Raw genomic sequence first — 18,201 nt, 5'->3', positions numbered from 1 at the left:
CGGCACTGATCTTCGAAGCCAATAAATGCAAGCAATAGACCGCTGCTTATCGCGCTTTTGGAGTCTGTGGCGGTTCTGTTCCGCGCTTGGTTGGCAGTTGCATTGCCCAACTCGCCGCTGGGGCGATCAACACACGAGTTCGTCGGTCTAAACCTTGAAGTCCAGTAGGGTATTGGGGCCGAATGTCTGGGTGATTGGAACGTCCGCGGCATCGCGGCCCTGCGCGATCAGCACGCGACCGATCCGCGGAATGTTGTTACGGGGATCGAATGTGTACCAGCACCCGCCGATATAGGCTTCGAACCAGCCGGCAAAATCCCCGGCGGCATATGGAGGTGCCATGCCAATGTCACTGAGGTAGCCCGTGCAATAGCGCGCGGGGATGTTCATGCAGCGGCAGAACGCAATAGCCAGATGTGCATAATCCCGGCAGACGCCTTTGCCTTCGTTAAACACTTCCCAGGCAGTCTTGGTGGGGCGGGCGTGTTCGTAGCCGAAAGCGATGTGGTTATGGACGAAGTCGCAGATGCCCTTGACCCGTGCCCAACCAGGCGCGGTCTTCTCGAACAACTTCCACGCCACGTCGGTAAGTCGGTCGGTCTCGACATACCGGCTCCCGAGCAAATACATGATGGTGTCCGGAGGAAGATCTTCCACCGCATGTTGCTGCGCTGATGGTACGATCAGGTCGGCCTGACCGCTATCTCGTACGATGCCGTCCGCTGTGAGGCGCATGCGGCCGGCGGGCGCAACGAGACGGCTACACCAATTTCCGAAACCGTCTCGATAGGGCGTGATCGGCACTGACGGCTCGCTGACGAGATGATCGGGCACGACGATGTCGGATGCCCGCGTGAAGTGGGTGCCGACAACTGCAATCAGAGGTGTTGGTTGCGGAAAATCGTAGATCATCTCGAAGCCAACGCGGATTTTCATAGGATCTGGCTCCAATGAGACGATTGAGAACGTCGCAAGAGCTGTCTGCGCATCGTCACCGATGAATGCCGCGAGTGCTCAAGCGCGAATAGTATGACATCACGGCTGCGACCGCCAGCAGCATGCTCGATTGCGGCGGATCAACCGTCCAACACCTGACCGGAACCGATTCCAGAGTGAGGGCTTTGCAAAAGATGGAAATGCGATCCAAAATCAAACCCATGTCCATTCAGCCGGTGCAAGACTGGCTGGCCCAGCTCGTGTCCGACAAGGCGTCCTATCAGGGCGCGCGTCGCACTGTGAGTGCAGCCGACGCTGACATTCTGAGGAAGCGCGCATTAAAGAAGCAGCGCGCATTGATCGGCACCCTCAATGATCGTGTGCGACCATGAGAGAGTTCAAGTGTCCTCATTGTGGGCAGCTAACGGCTTTCGAGGCTTCCGAATGCAATGGCTGTACGCAGCCGTTGATGTTCGATCCTGACCACATGGCAATGATTGGCGTGAAAAGTGCCCTTGAATGCGTGAACCGGAATATCATCGGTTGCAACTGGTGCGCTGTTGCGACAGCTTCCTACTGCCTGTCCTGCTCCCTGACCCAGGTCATTCCCAGCACGCAGAATACGCAAAATGTGTCGCTTTGGACGCGCGTGGAGGAAGCCAAGCGCAGGCTGATCTACGACCTGCGACGGCTCCGCCTGCCCATCGCGCTCGCGGGTGGATTTCTGCTGGCATTCGAGATTCTGTCCGACGAGCACGGGCCGGTCCTGACAGGGCACGAATCCGGCCTGATAACGATCAACCTTGCGGAGGCCGATGATGTGCAACGAGAGATCAGGCGCGTTTCATTTCGCGAACCCTATCGCACCCTTCTCGGTCATTTTCGACACGAAATAGGCCACTTCCACTGGAATGCGCTGATACATGAAGGAGGCTTCCTATCGCCCTTTCGGCTGGTGTTCGGCGACGAGACCGAGAATTACCAGGCTGCGCTTGCTGCCTATTACGCCCGTCAAGATCGGCCGGACGATCCGACAAGTCACATTAGCATGTATGCGACATCTCACCCCTGGGAAGACTGGGCTGAAACCTTCGCCCACTTCCTACATATCGTTTCGACCCTGGATTCGCTGGCAGGACTTCCGCTGTCTTTGGACGCGCGCGCTCAGCACACTCTAAACGATCCCTATCTCGAAAGCGATTTTGGCGCACTTTTGGAGCTTTGGGCCCCGCTCGCACTTACGATCAACCGCCTCAACCGCTCGCTAGGTCTTGCCGACGCGTACCCATTCGACATTTCGCCCGCAGTTAAAGGCAAACTACACCTGGTCCATATGGCGATTTCGGCTTTTAGAAATCGGCAAGAATCAAAGGCAACGCGGTAGATTGTCGATTGTCGGGAGCTCTATTCGTTCTGCCCGCGCTTCCTGGGCTCGAGCAATCTCGCTGGCACGGAGGCACGGTCTTTGTGGCTCAACAGGCCGGCGACGAACCAATACTCACCCTGATTTTAAAGTGGATGCTTCCTTGGTAATGGCCGAGATGGCGGTGCCAGACTTGCGCACGACGCTAGTAAACTGCTCATCCGACAGCTTGAGTCGCTTACGAAGTATCTTGACTTGTACTTTGTCTCTCAAATCCAGCGAATTACGGAAATGGGTCGGCTTGTACCTGTTCATGGCATTCTCTCACAATTGGGGATGGGGAAAGATCGTGACCAGGGCTGGCGTTAAGCCGTTCCTGCCGCGGAGGTCGACCGTCGCGCTCCTCGCGAAGCTTCTGCGGCGTTTAAGGCAACATTCCCCACAGGTCGGCGTTCCGCGTTCTAGAAATATATCAGCGTCAGCGACAGGTAGCTGGGTTAGGTTTGTTGGGGGTCAAAACCGCTGGCGACGCTTAGCGTTTAACAATCTCCGCTGGATCTGGGACAGCTGAGATGGTGAACGAAAGAGCTCGCTTGGGCTTGGGGTTCCGGGACATTTGCGGCTCGATCCGAGGCAAGCTCAAGGCCACCAACAAGATTAAGAGCGCTCGCCTTCCCGGGCGCGTAGAGTAGGGTCCGCGTCCGTTTGGCGTCTGGCACGAAGGGCTCACCAGTCGCAAGATTGAAATATCGGTCTCTGGCGCGAGACCCAGACCCCTCCAGGTTTGGGTCATCCACCTATAACCATCGTCCGACACGCGTTTGGCGAGTGCGGGTTCTCGTAATTCTTGACTTTCTCAACTGCTGGTATATGGTCTCGCCATCGATACTGGCCGAACCGCTGTTCCGCTTTCGCCTCAGATCTTGCGGCGCGCACGTTTCAGACATTCTCCAACATCGACTAATTGGACACTGGCCGCAGCTCCGCGCGCCGGGTCTTGCGCGCACGCGAAAGGAAAACCTTATGAACACGGGTACAGTGAAGTGGTTTAACACCCAAAAGGGCTTTGGCTTTATCCAGCCAACGAACGGCAGCAACGACGTCTTCGTTCACATCAGCGCTGTCGAACGCGCTGGTATGGGGACTCTGAGCGAAGGTCAGACGCTGTCTTATGACGTCGTGGCAGACCGTCGTACCGGTAAGTCCGCTGCCGAAAATCTTCGTGCTGCTTAAACAACAGCACGACAGACCTGTCGCTCCAGCCACGGATGTACTGGCAGAGCTTGCGGTCCTGCCCCGCCCCGAGCCATCGGGGGCGGGGTTTTTGATTGAATCCAGCAAAGAAATTCAATGGGCTCGTCTGTGGTTTCGCTTCGACAATAGGCCCTTGTGTCGCTCGGTTACGACTAAGCTGAACCGAGGTCTGTCTCGAAGCTCATCGCGCAAATTCATTTCCGAGTGGCTTGGTTCGTCTTTCAGGTGCATAGGTCGGTATGCACGATTCTGATCACCGATCTTGTCGGTGCGGCGCCGTCTATAGCCGAACCGAGGCGATGGCACCTAGCCGGCAGATCGCCAGCTTCGATTGCTCGGTTTGCGGCGCTACGATGGAATCATGGAACACCGCCTGGGTGCCCATCTACAGGCTGATAGTCGGCCCAGTTCGACATTCCTCATCGGAAGGGTGATTTCACCTCGCAAATCGAAACGCGGCCTGTCGCAGGAATTGCCGTTCATCGCAATGTCGTTCGGCAACTTGTTTACTAGCATTGACGTGACCGCGGACGATCGTCGGACTTACGCAAGCCAAGTCAGGCGCCGACGTTGGTACTCGCAGCCGTTCTCGAAGGCTGGTTGGCGGCACGTAGTTCAACTTTGAGGGAAGAACAGCAAAGGCTTTTCAGGGAGTTGCACTTCAAGCCGCGCGATGTTTACAGGCTGCCCCAGTCTGACACAACGAAGTGCGACCACGCCGGCGTGTCGACTAAACGCGGCTGCATCTGGAACGTGCTATCCTTGGTCCCAAGCAGGAGATTCAATGAGCATCGTAAAACGTCATCTGGCCGAGCAAGAAGAACGCCTGGTACTAATCGAGGAAATTTGCATCGATACAGGAGCGCTTGTCTTGGATACGGCCACCGACGAAGTCTACTTTTCTGCAGACGAACCGGCTTACAAGAACGCCTACGTCACCGTGTTTCAAGCCTGGGCGAAGGGCACGATCAAGGGCACAGCGGAACAGATATTCGAGGCAACAAAATCCATTCTTGACGACTAGGGATTCCACCGGACACCAAGAACTCAGATCGAGTTGTGAGCGATGAGGAAGAATTATGCAATATGCCTACAAGCTGAATGAGGACGTTCGCCATCAAGCTCAAGGCCCGCAAGGACGCGCCGGAACTGAACCGCAGATGATTTACACGATCGTACAGCACATGCCCCTCGAGTCTGATGGACGAGTTAGGTATCGTATCAGGTGCAAATCCAAGAACATCGAGCGCGTTGTTACGGAAGATCAGCTTTCGTATTTTCAGTGATCGCAAGCGTCCGTTCGGGCTCGTACGCTTTCCGAAGGCAACGAGGAGGAAAAATGTCAGACCGGCGGGAGCTCTATCGGAGCCCAAATGGCGACGCATGGCTCATCGCACGCGAGCCGACAAACGGTTACGCTTTCATCATCCACCAGCCCAATTCGCCGTCTGGCGGCCGGCTATCTCATGTTGAGTTGGGTGAGTTCTTGCGTGACGGGAAGGGACCCGAACAGCAAGCATTGTTGCGCTTGATCGGAACGCTAGTCGAGGTACCGCCCTTTGCGTAGGAGGCACCCGTTTATCATGGCCGCATCGCCTTGTAAGGCAATGCCACGTCAGCAGCTGCTACCCCCCTTGAAGGCGTTGAGACACTCTTCTTGATAAAGGAGCATCTGAGGCCTCCGGCCGCGAAAGTACTCCACGGCTACAAGCCAGTACCTACCGGCGAAAAATGGCGGTTTGGTTGAGGGAAGCTGGATCAGTGGAGATGGTAGCGGGATATTCGACGCGCGCCAGAATCTTCCCAGGGGCATGATCGTTGAGGAAGGCGTCATCAAGTTACTTCGCGTAGCCTTGTGATCGGAGCCAGGCAATCCGACGCTCTCCATTCAGCCAGTCATCAATATCGGCTTTGCTCGTGAAGCCCGTGATTTCTCGAGGCTCTGCGCCTGGATAATCAGCGATGATAGTCCAATCGCCCTCAGATTTGCGAACCGGTTTGAAGCTCACTTTTATTTTTGCCATGCCGGACCATGCAGGAAACCTAGCGGAAAAGGAACCTCGTCCTTCACAAAACAGGTAGTTACCCACCAGCTGTCACTGCAATCGGGCTCTCCGTCCGCAACGACTCCGGAGCCCGCATTGTCAGGGGCCGCAGGGAAATCATTTGCACCTTGAATAGAGGGAGGACTTGTTATCCCTGATGGATATCTTCCTCGAGTGAAGTAGTTCACGCCTCTGCCAAAAGCGGCATAGCGAACGTGAACTTGGCTTCTTCACTCGTCGATCCGTCGCAGCGGCGCCAGCCAGTGCGAGGGTCTCGGCTTCCGCCACAGCTTGAAAGCGCCCCAAGAAGGCGTTGCGGTACTCCTTGGCTGATCGGCCTTCCACTTCTGTCTGACTGGCGAGAGATCGCACGATTGCGAGAAGGTTCTTCATCCGATGGCGGGTTTCGGCGAGGAGAATGTCATTTTGGGCGTCGCGCTGCTGCCTGTCGGTCACGTCCTCGAACAGGATGAGGATGCTCGTGCTGTTATTGTCGGGGTGAACCAAACGGCGCGCGCTGACCAGCATGGTGCGCCGACCGATGGTCGGGAACTCGGCCGTCACCTCGTATCCAACGACGGCCGTAGACCGGGGGATGATCTCGCGCACAAGGCGCTTGAGCTCGGGGATATCCCATTGACCGTTGCCAAGGTGAAAAAGGCTCCGCCCGACGGTGTCATCGCGAGCGACCCTGAAGGTTTCGTAGAACCCACGATTGGCTGTAAGCACGCAACCCGACTGGTCAAGAACCAGGAGGGGTTCCTCCAGGGTGTCAACGATCCCTTGCGCCTGGACGTGCTCGCTGCGCAGAAGCCGGTACAAGTCTTCAAGATCCATCTGACGGATAACCTCAGCACTTTTGTGCTTAGGCTAGGACGGGTGCGGTCGTTCACAAAGGAAATTGGGTAGCAGCCTCCGTTGTTCCTTCTTGCAGTTCCAAGCTTTGCTGATTGGTGAGGGAAGATCTATCGGCTCGAGCGCTGGCAAAGCGTCGTAACTGTCTTAGGAACGAAAGTAACAGGGGTTAATTGACGGGTTAAAGATCGGTTGCCGATGGGAAGGTACTATTTCGATGTAAGGGACAAATACGGGCGCGCCGTCGACGAGGAGGGCCTAGAGTTCTCCACTCTTGAGCAGGTAGAGCGAGAAGCCGCTCGCGCTATGGCAGATGCTGCAGCCGATAGCTTTGAGCGCCCCGTCAAACCGAGCGAGTCCTCGATCGAGGTCCGTGACGAATCCGGGCTTGTGATGCGGCTACGCTTCACGGTGCAGATCGAGCGCCTGAGGAAGCAGTAAGGTCGTCTCAGTCGGCAGGCTCTCCCGGCAGCGGCGGGCTAAAGGCATTGCCCCCGACTGACGGCGACAACTGAATGATGGGCAGCAGTGGGCCACCCGTTTGAAGCGGAATGTTCGAGCAGCAGCGTATAGGGCAGGTGTGGGGTGTCAGCAACGCCGACCCTTCTCCGCGTGTTCACGCTCCTCGGCAGCGTGAAGAGCGGCCTGTTGTTCCAAAACGCGGCTTTCGACGTAATTGCGCTCGACATCTGATAGCCGCGTGTTGAGCAAACGATAATATCGATCAATGTTCCTGCTTTGGGCTTTTGCAATCGCGTAGCTGATGGCAGTCATTTTCGACCTCCTTGCCGTGCTAGGCGGGCGAGAATTGGCGACAGGGTACCAAGATGCCGAGCATGGATGCGACGAACATTGATGCGCTCACGCGGCGGTGGCATGATAGTGCGATCGTCGCATCTCCCGGTGCCCCCATGCGATCGCAGGCCCGGCTTCCTGATTCGGTCGCCGCCGTCATCATTAGCGACCAGCTCGCCAACCGGCGGTCGGCCGCCCCCGATTTCCTGCGCGAGAAACTCGCGATCCAGGATCTCGCTGAAGTGATGTCCGACCATCCGGAAGAGATATTGCCCCGGCTGGTCAGGACCGGCATGGAAATCTGCGGCGCCCATTCCGCGGGCATCAGCATCTTCGAGCCCGAGGCCAACCAATTCCGCTGGTACGCCCTCGCAGGCAAGCTCTCGACTTTCGAGGGCGCCACGACGCCGCGCAATTTCAGTCCTTGCGGCGTGTGCCTGGACCTCGCAGCGCCGATACTGATGGAACACCCCGAGCGGGCCTACGACTGGATTGGCGACGCCCGCATCACGATCCCCGAGGTGCTGCTCGTGCCCTTAGGCGTGAAAAGCGCCGCAGCGATCGGGACGCTGTGGCTGATTTCCGATGCGGGACATTTCAACAAAGAGCACGCGCGCGTCACGGCCGAATTGGCTGCCTTCGGTGGCATGGCGCTGCGGATGATCCAAAGTGAGCAGAAGCTCGCTCTGGCCATGCAGCGGCAGGAAACGTTGATGCGCGAGATGAGCCATCGCATCAAGAATCTCTTCAGCGTCGCCGATAGCATGGTCCGGATGACGGCTCGCAACGCTGAGACCAAGGAAGAATTGGCTGAAACCCTATCGGGCCGGCTACACGCATTGTCGGAGGCCAACGGACTGATCCGACGCTCTTTCGGCGACGACGTCGCAGCCGTCGCCAACCTGGGCGATCTCGTCGCCTGCATCCTTCGTCCGCACGGGGTGGCGACCTCCAATTTCAATGGGCCGCCGGTCGCGATCGGCGAACAAGCTGCCGATCATCTGGCGCTAGTCTTCCACGAATTGGCCACCAATGCCGCCAAATACGGCTCCCTGAGCCGTGACAAGGGGGGCATCGATGTTACGTGGTCGGTCGACGCCGACCGTCTGGAGATCGATTGGACAGAGACCGGCGCGGATGCCGTGGCGGCCCCCACGTCGACGGGCTTCGGCACGAAGCTGGTCGAGACAACGATCGAGCGGATCGGCGGCAGAATCCACCGCACCTGGACTCTGGGTGGCCTCTCGGTAGCCATCTCTTTGCCGCTGGGCTCTCTAGGTCGCTAAAGCGTGCCTGCCACCGGTCCGGCGCCGCTCCAATAGACTCGCCACCTGATCGGTAGGTTCGCGGACCATAGCCGTCACCCGGTCGTGCTGAGACGACCAGCCTTTCGGCCGCTGCATCGATTGAGCCGATGCGGTTGCCGGATCCCGCGCAGCGGACAGCCTCGACTGCCTCGAAATCGGCCGACATCGAAGCCCCCATAGGCCGAATCGGTGGTACACGGCGCGGGTCACAAATTTGACCAGGCTCTTTGGGAATCCTTTTTTCCCGCGGGTTTTGGCGCTCCAATCTCGCGACTATCGGGATTCGGCGCGCGGCAGCTTGTAATTCACGGTTAGCAACGTATCGTTCGCGTAGTCGAAAATCAGATTGTCGAGTTCTGCCATTTCAGCTCGCATGGCATTACAGCAGAAGATCATCCATCTATTGGAGACCGGACCCTTGCAGATGGCGTGATAGAGTTCTTTGGCATCGATGATGAGACTGCAGCGTCCCCCAGCTGCGGCTGCCTCCAATCGAGACCGAATCTCCTGCCTGAACCGATTGGTTGAGATCATCACCTAGTGTTCGACCTGTTCAAAGGCAACTGCACCCGCGGCATCTACGACAACATGAAGACCGCGGTTGAGACGATCTTCGTGGGCAAGCGCGTCTCTACAATCGCCGGTTCCCAAGCAGCATACGAGGGTCGATTCCCTTCGGCCCGCTCCATCTCATTTTCGTGCGTTATCAACCTATTGTAGCCTGGATGCTGCTCTTCTGGTGGGTTTCCTTCCTGCTATTCTACAACACTTCTACAACAAGCGCCCTCCGTCCATTTCAGTGGTTTTGGAATGAATTGGCTCTATACGGGGGCCGATTAAGCGATGCCCCCGAACTTGAATGAGCGATCCAGGGTCAGCACAGCTGCCACGTGGCGTGCAGATTAGTGAGTCGCCCTAACGAGCGCTATGGCCGCCAGTCGGGGGGAAGAAGTTTCAAGTCGCCCCCTGTGCGACAAACGTCTATCATAGGTCCCAGAAATGATTTGGGCAGCCAATGTCTGGATAGCCCGGGACCAACCGTCGGTGCGAGGATCTGGCAATGACCAAACTGAAGCGCTCCGCCGAGCAACAGGTCGCGGATGAAGCAGACCGAAAGGCGCAAAACCCCGTTGGGGCGCGGCAAACGATAGCGGACAGCCACGCCGATCCGGCTTTCCAGCAAAACCATAAACGTCTCAGGGCCGAGCGCCTGGCGCGAGAGGCCCGGCTCAAAAGCAAGAATTGACCCAACCCATACAAGCGAAGCATCAGATCGAAAAAGATGACAAAAATATTTGGTGAATACGAACCGCCCAAACCAATCAGTAAAGCGGAGCGTGAAGCACGCAATGCCTTCCGCCAAGTCGACGCGGAGAAGGCCATGTCCGAGCACGCGCTCGCCGAGAAGGCCTTTGCTCAGAATCGAGAGCGATTGAAGGCCGAGCGGCTGGCACGGGAAGCCGTAGCGAGCCCGGTGCCAAAGAAGCAACCCAAGGCGAAGAAGAAATGAATCCGCACGGACGGCTGCAGAAGTTGTCCTTGCTGGGCTCACGCTGAAGCAGGCGACTTGGTGCCGATGGCAACGAAATAACTCCAGGGAATAGTGAAACGTTGACCGATAGATGCAGGAAAGGCCCGGAACATTGCTGCCGGGCCTTTGTGCGAGTGCCTGAGCGGCGAACTTAGAAGTCCATGCCTCCCATGCCGCCACCGCCAGGCGGCATGCCGCCAGCCGCGTTCTTCTTCGGGACTTCGGCGACCATCGCTTCGGTGGTGATCAGGAGCGCCGCAACGGACGCGGCGTTCTGGATCGCCACACGCACCACCTTGGTCGGATCGATAATGCCCTTCGAGATAAGGTTCACGTACTCGCCTGTCTGAGAGTCGAACCCATAGGCGTAGGTTTTGCTCTCGAGGATCTTGCCGACGATCACCGAGCCGTCTTCGCCGGCATTGATCGCGATCTGGCGAGCGGGGTAGGACAATGCCTTGCGCACAATCTCGACCCCGGTCTTCTGGTCGTCGTTCTTCGCACGCAAGCCCTTGAGCTGCTCGGAAGCACGGAGCAGGGCGACGCCGCCGCCCGGGACGATGCCTTCCTCGACCGCAGCGCGGGTCGCATGCATCGCGTCATCAACGCGATCCTTGCGCTCCTTGACCTCAACCTCGGTCGCGCCGCCGACGCGGATCACCGCGACGCCGCCCGCGAGCTTGGCGAGACGCTCCTGCAGCTTCTCGCGGTCGTAGTCCGACGTGGTTTCGTCAATCTGCGCCTTAATTTGATTGACGCGCGCCTCGATGTCAGCCTTCTTGCCGGCGCCACTGACGATCGTTGTGTTCTCCTTGTCGATCATCACCTTCTTGGCGCGACCGAGCATCGCAAGCGTCACATTCTCCATCTTGATGCCGAGATCTTCCGAGATGGCCTGGCCACCGGTCAGGATCGCAATGTCCTGCAGCATGGCCTTGCGGCGATCGCCGAAACCCGGAGCCTTGACGGCCGCGACCTTCAGGCCGCCACGGAGACGATTGACGACCAGAGTGGCGAGCGCCTCGCCTTCCACATCCTCAGCGATGATAACCAATGGCTTGCCGCTCTGAACAACCGCTTCGAGCAGCGGGAGCAGCTCGTTGAGCTGAGACAGCTTCTTTTCGTTAATGAGGACGTAGGCATCATCCATTTCCACGCGCATCTTGTCGGCGTTGGTGATGAAGTAGGGCGAGATGTAGCCCCGGTCGAACTGCATGCCCTCGACCACCTCAAGTTCGGTCTCGAGCGACTTGGCTTCCTCGACGGTGATGACGCCCTCGTTGCCGACCTTCTTCATGGCATCGGCCAGGAACTTGCCGATCTCGGAGTCCCCATTCGAGGAGATGGTGCCGACTTGAGCGATTTCCTCGTTCGAGGTCACCTTCTTGGAGTTCTTGACGAGGTCGGCGACCACGGCTTCGATCGCGAGGTCGATGCCGCGCTTGAGGTCCATCGGGTTCATGCCGGCAGCCACCGACTTGGCACCTTCGCGGACGATCGCAGCGGCCAGGACGGTGGCGGTGGTAGTGCCGTCGCCGGCCGCGTCAGCGGACTTGGAGGCGACTTCGCGCACCATCTGCGCGCCCATGTTCTCGAACTTGTCCTCGAGCTCGATCTCCTTGGCAACGGTGACGCCGTCCTTGGTGATGCGGGGGGCGCCGAATGATTTGTCGAGCACGACGTTCCGGCCCTTGGGGCCAAGGGTCACCCTGACGGCGTTTGCGAGAATATCGACACCGCGAAGCATGCGATCGCGGGCGTCGACGCCGAATTTCACTTCTTTGGCGGACATTATGATCCCCTTGGGAACGGATGCTCATGCCCAGGCCCGAAGGTCGTCTGGGCAATGAGATCATCAGGTAGGCTTGGACCCGTCCTGCGAGAGACCGACTGCGCCGGCTGCTCAGGACGGATCGGACAACGGCAGATTACGCCGCCTTCTTCTTGGACTCGCTGACCTCGAGCACGCCCATGATGTCGCTCTCCTTCATGATCAGAAGGTCTTGGCCGTCAATCTTCACTTCGGTGCCGGACCATTTGCCGAACAGCACGCGGTCGCCGACCTTTAGGTCGATCGCGATCAGCTTGCCGGCTTCGTCGCGGCCGCCGGGGCCAACGGCGACGATTTCGCCCTGCGAGGGCTTCTCCTTTGCATTATCCGGAATGATGATGCCGCCCTTGCTCTTTGCTTCGGCGTCGATGCGCTTGACCACCACTCGGTCGTGGAGCGGACGGAATTTCATGAGTGCCCTCTGTTCTGTTTTCGGCCCCAGCAGTCTAACCTCGAGACTGCCAACCTTCTGCAACTATGTCCGCGCGAGCGACATACAAGACACTGCCGGAGCGATATTCGGCGGCGAGTGGTCTGCGTGAGAAACCGATAGCTATTTGCTGGGAAAGCGCGCACGGTGCCTTCGAAGCCGAACAACGGCTTACCTTTGTGCGTCCGCGCTATCGCTCGCGGATGCGCAACGCGATGATGCGAGCGGGTCTCATGCGTGATTTTCTGGTCGATCTCGCGGTTGTTATCATGAAGGCCCGGGCTCGTGGCAAAGGCGCACTACGTGCCCGACCTTGCGCGAATCCTGGCGCTGACCGCGGTATGTACGATCGGAATCTGGTCGCCTCGGCACTTGTGAACCTCACGCCGCTCGTCGGGAAGAACTGAGCTGGCGCGAGCTGGTGGCCAAGCAACAGGAGCCCCTTTTTCGGGGCTCGCAACAGAAAGCAGTTTATATGCAGAATCTCTCACCGCGGCACGTCAAGTTGGAAGAATCCCTTCGGCTCGGCGTGGCTTCCGGATGGTATTCGACCAAAGTCAGTGGAACGTTTGTGTCCGGTCCTCACGAGTCGGAGGCTGATTGCCTGCGCAGGATCGCGGAAATTAATCCTCCGCCCGCGAAGCGGAAATGATCCGATCTCTGGAGCTGCCAGTAAGAGCACACAGTTGACAAATAGCCGACAATGCAGAGCAAGAGTTCGTCGCGCAACAAGCCCGTCAGGAGGGTGATCGCAAGGGCTAACAAAGCAACGATCAGGAACGCATATGGAGTGCCGGCCATGTTCGCGGATCAAGAACAAGCAGTGATGACGCGGCTTTCGTCTTTGTCAGGTGCCGCTGGTACACATTCGACGCACGACAACAACACTCCGCGAATTGGCCGCGTCCTGATCGCTCAAGGCCGCGATGCGGCAGATGTTCCGATTGTCAAAACTTTCGGACCTAACACGCTCGTCAGCTTCAAGGTCTGGACTGACGAGCTTGTGCAAGCACCGATTGAATACCAGACGGGCTGAGATTGATCTCGCTAATTGTTTAGAAGGCTGCTACACGGTTCGCATCACCGCACGCTACTTGGCTGTTATCGGTGACTGAGAGCGTTGCGCTCCCGCCTCAACCCAAGAGAAGGCGGTCAGATGTCAAATTCCGACAAATTCGACATTCGAGAGTGGCTCGTACCGCCTTTGTTGGTACCGGCCTTCCTCACTGCTGATTGCGATGACGGCCATTTTATAGCGGTATCCGTTCAATTACCTACGTCAGAACTGCAATCGGGGCGTTGAGCCTGTTCAAGCCAAACGGGAGCCCAAGATGGCAAACACGGCAATCATCAGGGACGCGTATGGGGTTCCGGCAATCTTCGTTGGTTCGAAGACTGGCCGGGACGATGCGCCCTTTGTTTTCGTGAGGGTCGGAGGTGAGGAGCGCCGGATGCGTTGGTCCGAATGGGATGCGCTTCCGGCCTGGACCGGCGAGACTCCGACTTGGGCGAGTAAAACCAAATAGCGGTGGAGTGTCTAGCATGAGGATGGTTCGAACAGGCACATGGACCGCCGCGCTTTTGCTGGCATCGGTACTGGGCATATACACGCCAGCAGCTTTTGCCGCGGAGCCGAATTGCCGTGCGATCGAAAGCACCAGCGCGCGCCTCTCCTGTTACGATGCGGCATTTCCCCCAAAAGCCAGCAAGCCCACGGAAGCCGGCATCGACTCATCGTCGGGCTACAAGGATCCATTTCTTGCGGAAGAAGCCCGAACCGCCGCGAAGCTCAAGAATATTTGCCGCGGTTGCTGAGTTTCGCTTCCGGACACGAGCGCCAATTAAGAGATCCTGTAACATGACGAACGATGCTAAAGATCGCCGAGTGGGTCGCCAACGAAAGCGAGCCCTTCACCTGGCTGGCACGGCTTTGGATGGCAAGGCAGATCGTTCCGCGAGTTCAAGAGACCAATCGGCCAGAAAGCAGCGCCTGCTTGACGGGCCAGCGGAATTCAAGGAGGTCCGAGTAGATCGTTCGAAGAAGACCCCAGACAATGCTGAATGACCGAGGTTTGTCGCCGCCGACGGTTGCTCAGCCCGAAAAGTCATGAATGGCGCATGGAACATCAGGGCATCAAATACACTGTGGTCCAGACGATAAATCCGCCCGGTTGGAAGTGGTCGTTTGAGCGAGAAGGTCGCTCACCCCGAACCGGAATTGCCTTCAATCGGGCGGAAGCTATCAGCGCGGCCGAACGATCAATCAGCCAAACGATCAGAGATCAGCAACGCCAATAGAGACGCTCGGTTTGCAGCTCTGGCTTCAAAACAAATCGGGTTGTTGCCTCTCGAGGCCGGCGTCGCAGGGCGCAAGTGCGGGTCGCAAAAGCTCGCAACCAGGCGGCGGAGAATTGCAAGAGAGTTGCTCCCGGGTTGTACCGTTACAGACCATCGATCAGCTACAGCAATCGCAAAAGTTACCGCCCAGGATACGAACAAAGCGCTCGCTATTCGGCGCATAGCGGCGCACTGTCTCATTACCATCGAGCGGTCCTCAGCATCTATCGGTGATGTGGACGCAAGCTGCGCTCCCGCTCAACCCCGCAGCGGAGCATTAGACATGCCGGCTAGACGGTCTCCAGTACAATCCCTGACATTCGAATACCGCCTCGCGCAAGAGGCGATCAATCTCCGCCTACAGGCCAACGGGATGCCTGCTGGTGTCCGCCGCACGGAGCTTCTGCGAAAAGCCCGGCAGATCGATGTTGCCGGGGAGATTAACAACTGGTTGTCCTCACCGGGACTACAGCCGCCCACCTGAATTTTAGTCTTGTTCTTGACCGACGTATTGAACTTCAGCATGCCAAGTGGAGACAAACCTTTATCGGGATTTTACTCTCACCCTCCCGGGGCTGGTAAGCCGCCGCCTGCGCTTGATTTAAGCGGGCGGCGTTTTTGCTTTGAGGTCGTAAGCCATTGGATGCGTCATCTCGCGGCCGATGGTGACATATGGCCTTTTTAGGAACGCCGCTCGAAGATCGGCTTTAAGCTTAATCACCTTTCCGAATCCCTGGGCACTATCGGTGACCGAGAGCTTGTTGCTCCCGCCCGAAGTGGTGGGATGCACATGTGCAATAAGTGCGACCAGCTAGACAACCAGATTGAACATCTTCGCGTGTTGATATCAACTGGGATGGACACCCTTAGCCTGGCAATGATCCGATGCGCCATCGAATTGCTGGAAGCCGACAAGGCTACCCTTAGGCGTCAAGGCAGCTCGCATACATAAGTGTGCCTTGTTGCAGCCCTGCCGAGGCGGATGAACTGGGCTTCCCGCTGCTCGGGCCGGACTTGCGGGCCGCGCTCAAGATAGTCCATCGCAGAGGTCGTTATCGCGCAAGGAATCTCCTTGTCACCGTCGTGCATCGAGAACCGTACGATCATCCGGTCATACTCGTGACCGATAAAGCAGCCGCTGGTCAATGTCATAGCCTGCTCCAATATGCTTTAGTCGCCTCAGCACTCCTCGCCGAGCCGGCGGAAATCGTCGAACAGCGCCGATACCAGGGCGCGGTGGCGCGTGTCCTCGGCGGGGAGGCTCGCAACGTAAAGGTTGAGCAGATAGCGCGCCTTCACCGCCGCCTCAGGCCATGAGGTCGCCGGCACGTCATCAGGCGGTTTTCGAGATCGGCCTCGCGTTCGCGCAGCTCCCTGACATTGTTCTCGACCTCGGCCAGCGCGCGGCGCAGGTCGGTGGCCTTCTGCGCGGCCATGCCGCGGTGCTTGTCGAGCTCGACCGGGATGTCGGTCATCGGCGCTTCACATCGGCGCGTTGGGCGTCCGCGAGGTCGACCGAACCAATCGAGCGCACCTCTGTCGCACCCCGCACCGCTTCGGACGGCACCGTAATCATGGTGGCGACACGGCGCCAGACCGCAAACGACAACCCATCGATCATCTCTTCGTCGGTGACGACCTCATAGGGGCCCGCCGGCAATTCCCGCGCGATGCCGCGGATGTGGAACGGATGCCTGAATGTGACGGTTTCCCGCCGCGAACGGATGGTCATGCGCGCCTGCCTTCCTGCGATAGCCGCCCTAACCGACACCGGCGATCACGACCATGCGCTCTGAACACGGCAATAGCCAGCACTATCGAGGCCATCGGGCGCGCGGCGTTTTAGTCCTCGCTATCTCCTTGATGCAGGCGTAGGCTCATCCGCATCACCGCATGTTCCGCCACGGCATCGACCGGTGACTGAGGGTCACGTGCGCTCCCGCCGAGAAGCCAGTCATTGAAGCACGACTTCGTCGTGCTCGTGCAGGAGCATGCGATGCCGCGTTTTCGTGCCTCGGAATGGATCGTTCCGCCCGTCATCGTTCCCTTGTTCCTTCTGCTGCTCGTCGCGGCGGCTGCGCTGTTCCATGGCTAGGCCGATCCGCGTGCCCTACCTCGTCACCGGAACGAACGAATATGGCTGCGCCAATCACGGCCGGGGCAGCCCGACCCTCGCGCTGAGGCTGGCGCGAAAACTGCTGCGCGACGGTTACATGGACGTGCGCGTCTGCACGCCGCGCGGCCGCGTGCTACAATCTGACGAACTGGACGAACTCAAACCCCAAGACAAACCTCAAGAGGAGACCTACATGGCCAAGGGAGAGCAACGCGGCAATCGCGAAGCCAAGAAACCGAAGAAGGAGAAGACCAAGGTGATCGCTGCGGCGCCAAGCCGCAAGGAGGCCGCTTGGCAGCCGGATTTCGGGCCGGCAAAGAAGAAATAACGGAGGTCTCCTCGTACGGGCGGCTGCGAACCGGCAATCTCAGCCGGGGCTTCTAACATCTTCTTGCCCGAAACCGTCTGCGAGGGCAGAGCAGAGCGCGTCCGTCTACCTTTCAGTCGGATGCCTACCTGTTCTGCTACCCGCCAAGGCATCGTCGACCTCGATGCTGAGATAGCGAACGGTACACTCGATTTTTGTGTGCCCCAGAAGACGCTGTAATGCTCACAGGTTGCCGGTTCGGCGATAGATCAAGGTCGCCTTGGTCCGGCGGAGGGAATCCGTCCCGAACAGGTGGGAGTCGCGCACCTTAGCCATCGCAGTCTCGACGCAAGAGGCAACTTGGACACCTAGCGCGGCTTAGAACACAGAGCCCTTTACACGACCAGGTTAGCGGTATAGCGTTTCGCCTACAGGTTAGCAGATGCTCACCTTGAAGCTGCCCATTAAGCAGCGACCTCCGAAGTCGCCGCCAGACCTCGTAGCAGCAGCTCCCGTGCCATCGGAAGGCGCAATCATAAGAATTATTCCCCTACGGTGCGCCAGCGGCGCAAGCGCGCATCTGTGTGCGCTCAAGAAAGGCGACCTTCATGAAACTTCCTGCAATCTTGCTTGGCGAGGCACGGACGCGCGTGCTTCAAGGTATCGCTCTCGGGGCGGTGGCGACGATGGCCATTGGATTTATCTGGGGAGGTTGGGTCACTGGGGAAACCGCCAGGATCATGCGCGCCACGGCGGAGAGCGATGGCAGAATGTCCGTTCTGGTACCGCTTTGTGTCGCGCAGTTCACAGCCGCCGACGGCGCTCTGGCCAAGTTCAAGGCGGCCAGCCCCTATTCAAGGGGAAACATCGTCAGCGAATTCGTGAAAGATGTGGCGTCCACCAGCATGGATTACTCGTTCGCCAAGGCATGTGCCACAGGGATCGAAACAGAGATTGCCAAGACAGCGACAAAGACTTGACGGGCGCACCCGCAGGCTTGGTCGTGGATCGCCTCACTCGGGATCAGAGTGCGCGCTTGACGAATAGGAGTGACACCGGCTCGATTCATTTCGTCGTGGAGCAGACCAATAGGC

At 58.3% G+C, this 18,201-nt stretch carries 22 protein-coding genes and 3 pseudogenes; 13 read left to right on the top strand and 12 right to left on the bottom strand.

The genetic code is table 11. The annotated features are described in order from the left end of the window. Positions 1-147: 147 nt before the first annotated feature. Positions 148-936, bottom strand: a complete 789-nt coding sequence (locus HYH07_RS14890; RefSeq protein ID WP_220003174.1) for a transglutaminase family protein — start codon at positions 934-936, stop codon at positions 148-150. Between the two features lie 200 nt (positions 937-1,136). Between HYH07_RS14890 and HYH07_RS14885 the strand changes: the two genes are divergently transcribed. Together HYH07_RS14885 and HYH07_RS14880 are read left to right on the top strand one after the other, a co-directional pair. Next, entirely contained in the window at positions 1,137-1,328 is a 192-nt protein-coding gene (locus HYH07_RS14885; protein WP_220003173.1) for a hypothetical protein, read from the top strand. Next, a complete protein-coding gene (locus HYH07_RS14880; protein ID WP_220003172.1) occupies positions 1,325-2,320 on the top strand; it encodes a putative zinc-binding metallopeptidase in 996 nt (331 codons plus the stop codon). The genes HYH07_RS14885 and HYH07_RS14880 overlap by 4 nt, the downstream gene beginning before the upstream one ends. Positions 2,321-2,434: 114 nt before the next feature. Here the strand turns inward: HYH07_RS14880 and HYH07_RS14875 are convergent, their stop codons facing one another. Next, positions 2,435-2,614 carry a DUF3606 domain-containing protein gene (locus HYH07_RS14875; RefSeq protein ID WP_220003171.1) on the bottom strand — a complete coding sequence of 60 codons (180 nt, stop codon included), beginning with the start codon at positions 2,612-2,614 and terminating at the stop codon, positions 2,435-2,437. Between the two features lie 708 nt (positions 2,615-3,322). Here HYH07_RS14875 and HYH07_RS14870 point away from each other — a divergent pair. Together HYH07_RS14870 and HYH07_RS14865 are read left to right on the top strand one after the other, a co-directional pair. After that, positions 3,323-3,532 carry a cold-shock protein gene (locus HYH07_RS14870; protein ID WP_092226167.1) on the top strand — a complete coding sequence of 70 codons (210 nt, stop codon included), beginning with the start codon at positions 3,323-3,325 and terminating at the stop codon, positions 3,530-3,532. Between the two features lie 805 nt (positions 3,533-4,337). Continuing rightward, entirely contained in the window at positions 4,338-4,577 is a 240-nt protein-coding gene (locus HYH07_RS14865; RefSeq protein ID WP_220003170.1) for a hypothetical protein, read from the top strand. A 1,138-nt stretch (positions 4,578-5,715) separates the two neighbouring features. Here the strand turns inward: HYH07_RS14865 and HYH07_RS14860 are convergent. Continuing rightward, positions 5,716-6,435 (bottom strand): HWE histidine kinase domain-containing protein, encoded by a 720-nt coding sequence (locus tag HYH07_RS14860; RefSeq protein WP_312016667.1) that lies wholly within the window; start codon positions 6,433-6,435, stop codon positions 5,716-5,718. A gap of 216 nt (positions 6,436-6,651) precedes the next feature. Between HYH07_RS14860 and HYH07_RS36810 the strand changes: the two genes are divergently transcribed. Further along, positions 6,652-6,894: a DUF6894 family protein gene (locus tag HYH07_RS36810; RefSeq protein WP_220003169.1), complete on the top strand. Its 243-nt coding sequence runs from the start codon at positions 6,652-6,654 to the stop codon at positions 6,892-6,894. A gap of 147 nt (positions 6,895-7,041) precedes the next feature. Here the strand turns inward: HYH07_RS36810 and HYH07_RS14850 are convergent, their stop codons facing one another. Beyond that, positions 7,042-7,227: a hypothetical protein gene (locus HYH07_RS14850; protein ID WP_220003168.1), complete on the bottom strand. Its 186-nt coding sequence runs from the start codon at positions 7,225-7,227 to the stop codon at positions 7,042-7,044. Positions 7,228-7,289: 62 nt separating this feature from the next. Between HYH07_RS14850 and HYH07_RS14845 the strand changes: the two genes are divergently transcribed. Then, complete coding sequence (locus HYH07_RS14845; RefSeq protein WP_228749552.1) at positions 7,290-8,534, top strand: sensor histidine kinase; 1,245 nt, start codon at positions 7,290-7,292, stop codon at positions 8,532-8,534. A 294-nt stretch (positions 8,535-8,828) separates the two neighbouring features. On the opposite strand, the gene HYH07_RS14840 is transcribed toward HYH07_RS14845, so the two are convergent. Beyond that, positions 8,829-9,047: a hypothetical protein gene (locus HYH07_RS14840; protein ID WP_220003167.1), complete on the bottom strand. Its 219-nt coding sequence runs from the start codon at positions 9,045-9,047 to the stop codon at positions 8,829-8,831. A 568-nt stretch (positions 9,048-9,615) separates the two neighbouring features. Between HYH07_RS14840 and HYH07_RS14835 the strand changes: the two genes are divergently transcribed. Next, complete coding sequence (locus HYH07_RS14835; protein WP_128963670.1) at positions 9,616-9,801, top strand: hypothetical protein; 186 nt, start codon at positions 9,616-9,618, stop codon at positions 9,799-9,801. Between the two features lie 36 nt (positions 9,802-9,837). Continuing rightward, a complete protein-coding gene (locus HYH07_RS14830) occupies positions 9,838-10,065 on the top strand; it encodes a hypothetical protein (RefSeq protein ID WP_220003166.1) in 228 nt (75 codons plus the stop codon). A 172-nt stretch (positions 10,066-10,237) separates the two neighbouring features. Here HYH07_RS14830 and groL read toward each other — a convergent pair whose 3' ends face one another. The 3 genes from groL to HYH07_RS14815 form a co-directional block, all read right to left on the bottom strand. Further along, complete coding sequence (gene groL, locus HYH07_RS14825; protein ID WP_220003165.1) at positions 10,238-11,878, bottom strand: chaperonin GroEL; 1,641 nt, start codon at positions 11,876-11,878, stop codon at positions 10,238-10,240. Between the two features lie 136 nt (positions 11,879-12,014). Continuing rightward, positions 12,015-12,329 (bottom strand): co-chaperone GroES, encoded by a 315-nt coding sequence (locus tag HYH07_RS14820; protein ID WP_220003164.1) that lies wholly within the window; start codon positions 12,327-12,329, stop codon positions 12,015-12,017. Positions 12,330-12,929: 600 nt separating this feature from the next. Then, positions 12,930-13,148: a hypothetical protein gene (locus HYH07_RS14815; protein ID WP_220003163.1), complete on the bottom strand. Its 219-nt coding sequence runs from the start codon at positions 13,146-13,148 to the stop codon at positions 12,930-12,932. 42 nt (positions 13,149-13,190) lie between these two features. Here HYH07_RS14815 and HYH07_RS14810 point away from each other — a divergent pair. Together HYH07_RS14810 and HYH07_RS14805 are read left to right on the top strand one after the other, a co-directional pair. Further along, a pseudogene (locus HYH07_RS14810) lies at positions 13,191-13,383 on the top strand (hypothetical protein); the annotation flags it as partial. A 506-nt stretch (positions 13,384-13,889) separates the two neighbouring features. Further along, on the top strand, positions 13,890-14,162 hold the full coding sequence (locus HYH07_RS14805; RefSeq protein ID WP_228749551.1) for a type VI secretion protein: 273 nt from the start codon (positions 13,890-13,892) through the stop codon (positions 14,160-14,162). Between the two features lie 1,452 nt (positions 14,163-15,614). Here the strand turns inward: HYH07_RS14805 and HYH07_RS14800 are convergent. The 3 genes and pseudogenes from HYH07_RS14800 to HYH07_RS14790 all read right to left on the bottom strand — a co-directional run bounded on the left by HYH07_RS14800 (position 15,615) and on the right by HYH07_RS14790 (position 16,416). Next, the gene (locus tag HYH07_RS14800; RefSeq protein WP_220003162.1) at positions 15,615-15,836 is read right to left on the bottom strand and encodes a DUF1488 family protein; all 222 of its coding nucleotides are present in this window, start codon (positions 15,834-15,836) and stop codon (positions 15,615-15,617) included. A 27-nt stretch (positions 15,837-15,863) separates the two neighbouring features. Continuing rightward, positions 15,864-16,159: pseudogene (locus HYH07_RS14795) on the bottom strand (hypothetical protein). Continuing rightward, a complete protein-coding gene (locus tag HYH07_RS14790) occupies positions 16,156-16,416 on the bottom strand; it encodes a hypothetical protein (protein ID WP_220003161.1) in 261 nt (86 codons plus the stop codon). The pseudogene HYH07_RS14795 and the gene HYH07_RS14790 overlap by 4 nt, the downstream one beginning before the upstream one ends. A 225-nt stretch (positions 16,417-16,641) precedes the next feature. Here HYH07_RS14790 and HYH07_RS14785 point away from each other — a divergent pair, with 225 nt between their 5' ends. Next, on the top strand, positions 16,642-16,779 hold the full coding sequence (locus HYH07_RS14785; RefSeq protein ID WP_220003333.1) for a hypothetical protein: 138 nt from the start codon (positions 16,642-16,644) through the stop codon (positions 16,777-16,779). Positions 16,780-16,789: 10 nt separating this feature from the next. Further along, the gene (locus tag HYH07_RS14780) at positions 16,790-17,128 is read left to right on the top strand and encodes a hypothetical protein (protein ID WP_220003332.1); all 339 of its coding nucleotides are present in this window, start codon (positions 16,790-16,792) and stop codon (positions 17,126-17,128) included. Positions 17,129-17,272: 144 nt separating this feature from the next. Here the strand turns inward: HYH07_RS14780 and HYH07_RS36310 are convergent. Further along, a pseudogene (locus HYH07_RS36310) lies at positions 17,273-17,416 on the bottom strand (integrase); the annotation flags it as partial. Positions 17,417-17,715: 299 nt separating this feature from the next. Here HYH07_RS36310 and HYH07_RS14775 point away from each other — a divergent pair. Beyond that, complete coding sequence (locus tag HYH07_RS14775) at positions 17,716-18,087, top strand: hypothetical protein (protein ID WP_220003160.1); 372 nt, start codon at positions 17,716-17,718, stop codon at positions 18,085-18,087. Positions 18,088-18,201: the final 114 nt, after the last annotated feature.

The sequence above is a fragment of the Bradyrhizobium sp. BR 10261 genome, assembly GCF_019455395.1.
Classification (GTDB): domain Bacteria; phylum Pseudomonadota; class Alphaproteobacteria; order Rhizobiales; family Xanthobacteraceae; genus Bradyrhizobium; species Bradyrhizobium manausense.
This window is presented reverse-complemented; position numbering and strand designations above follow the sequence as displayed.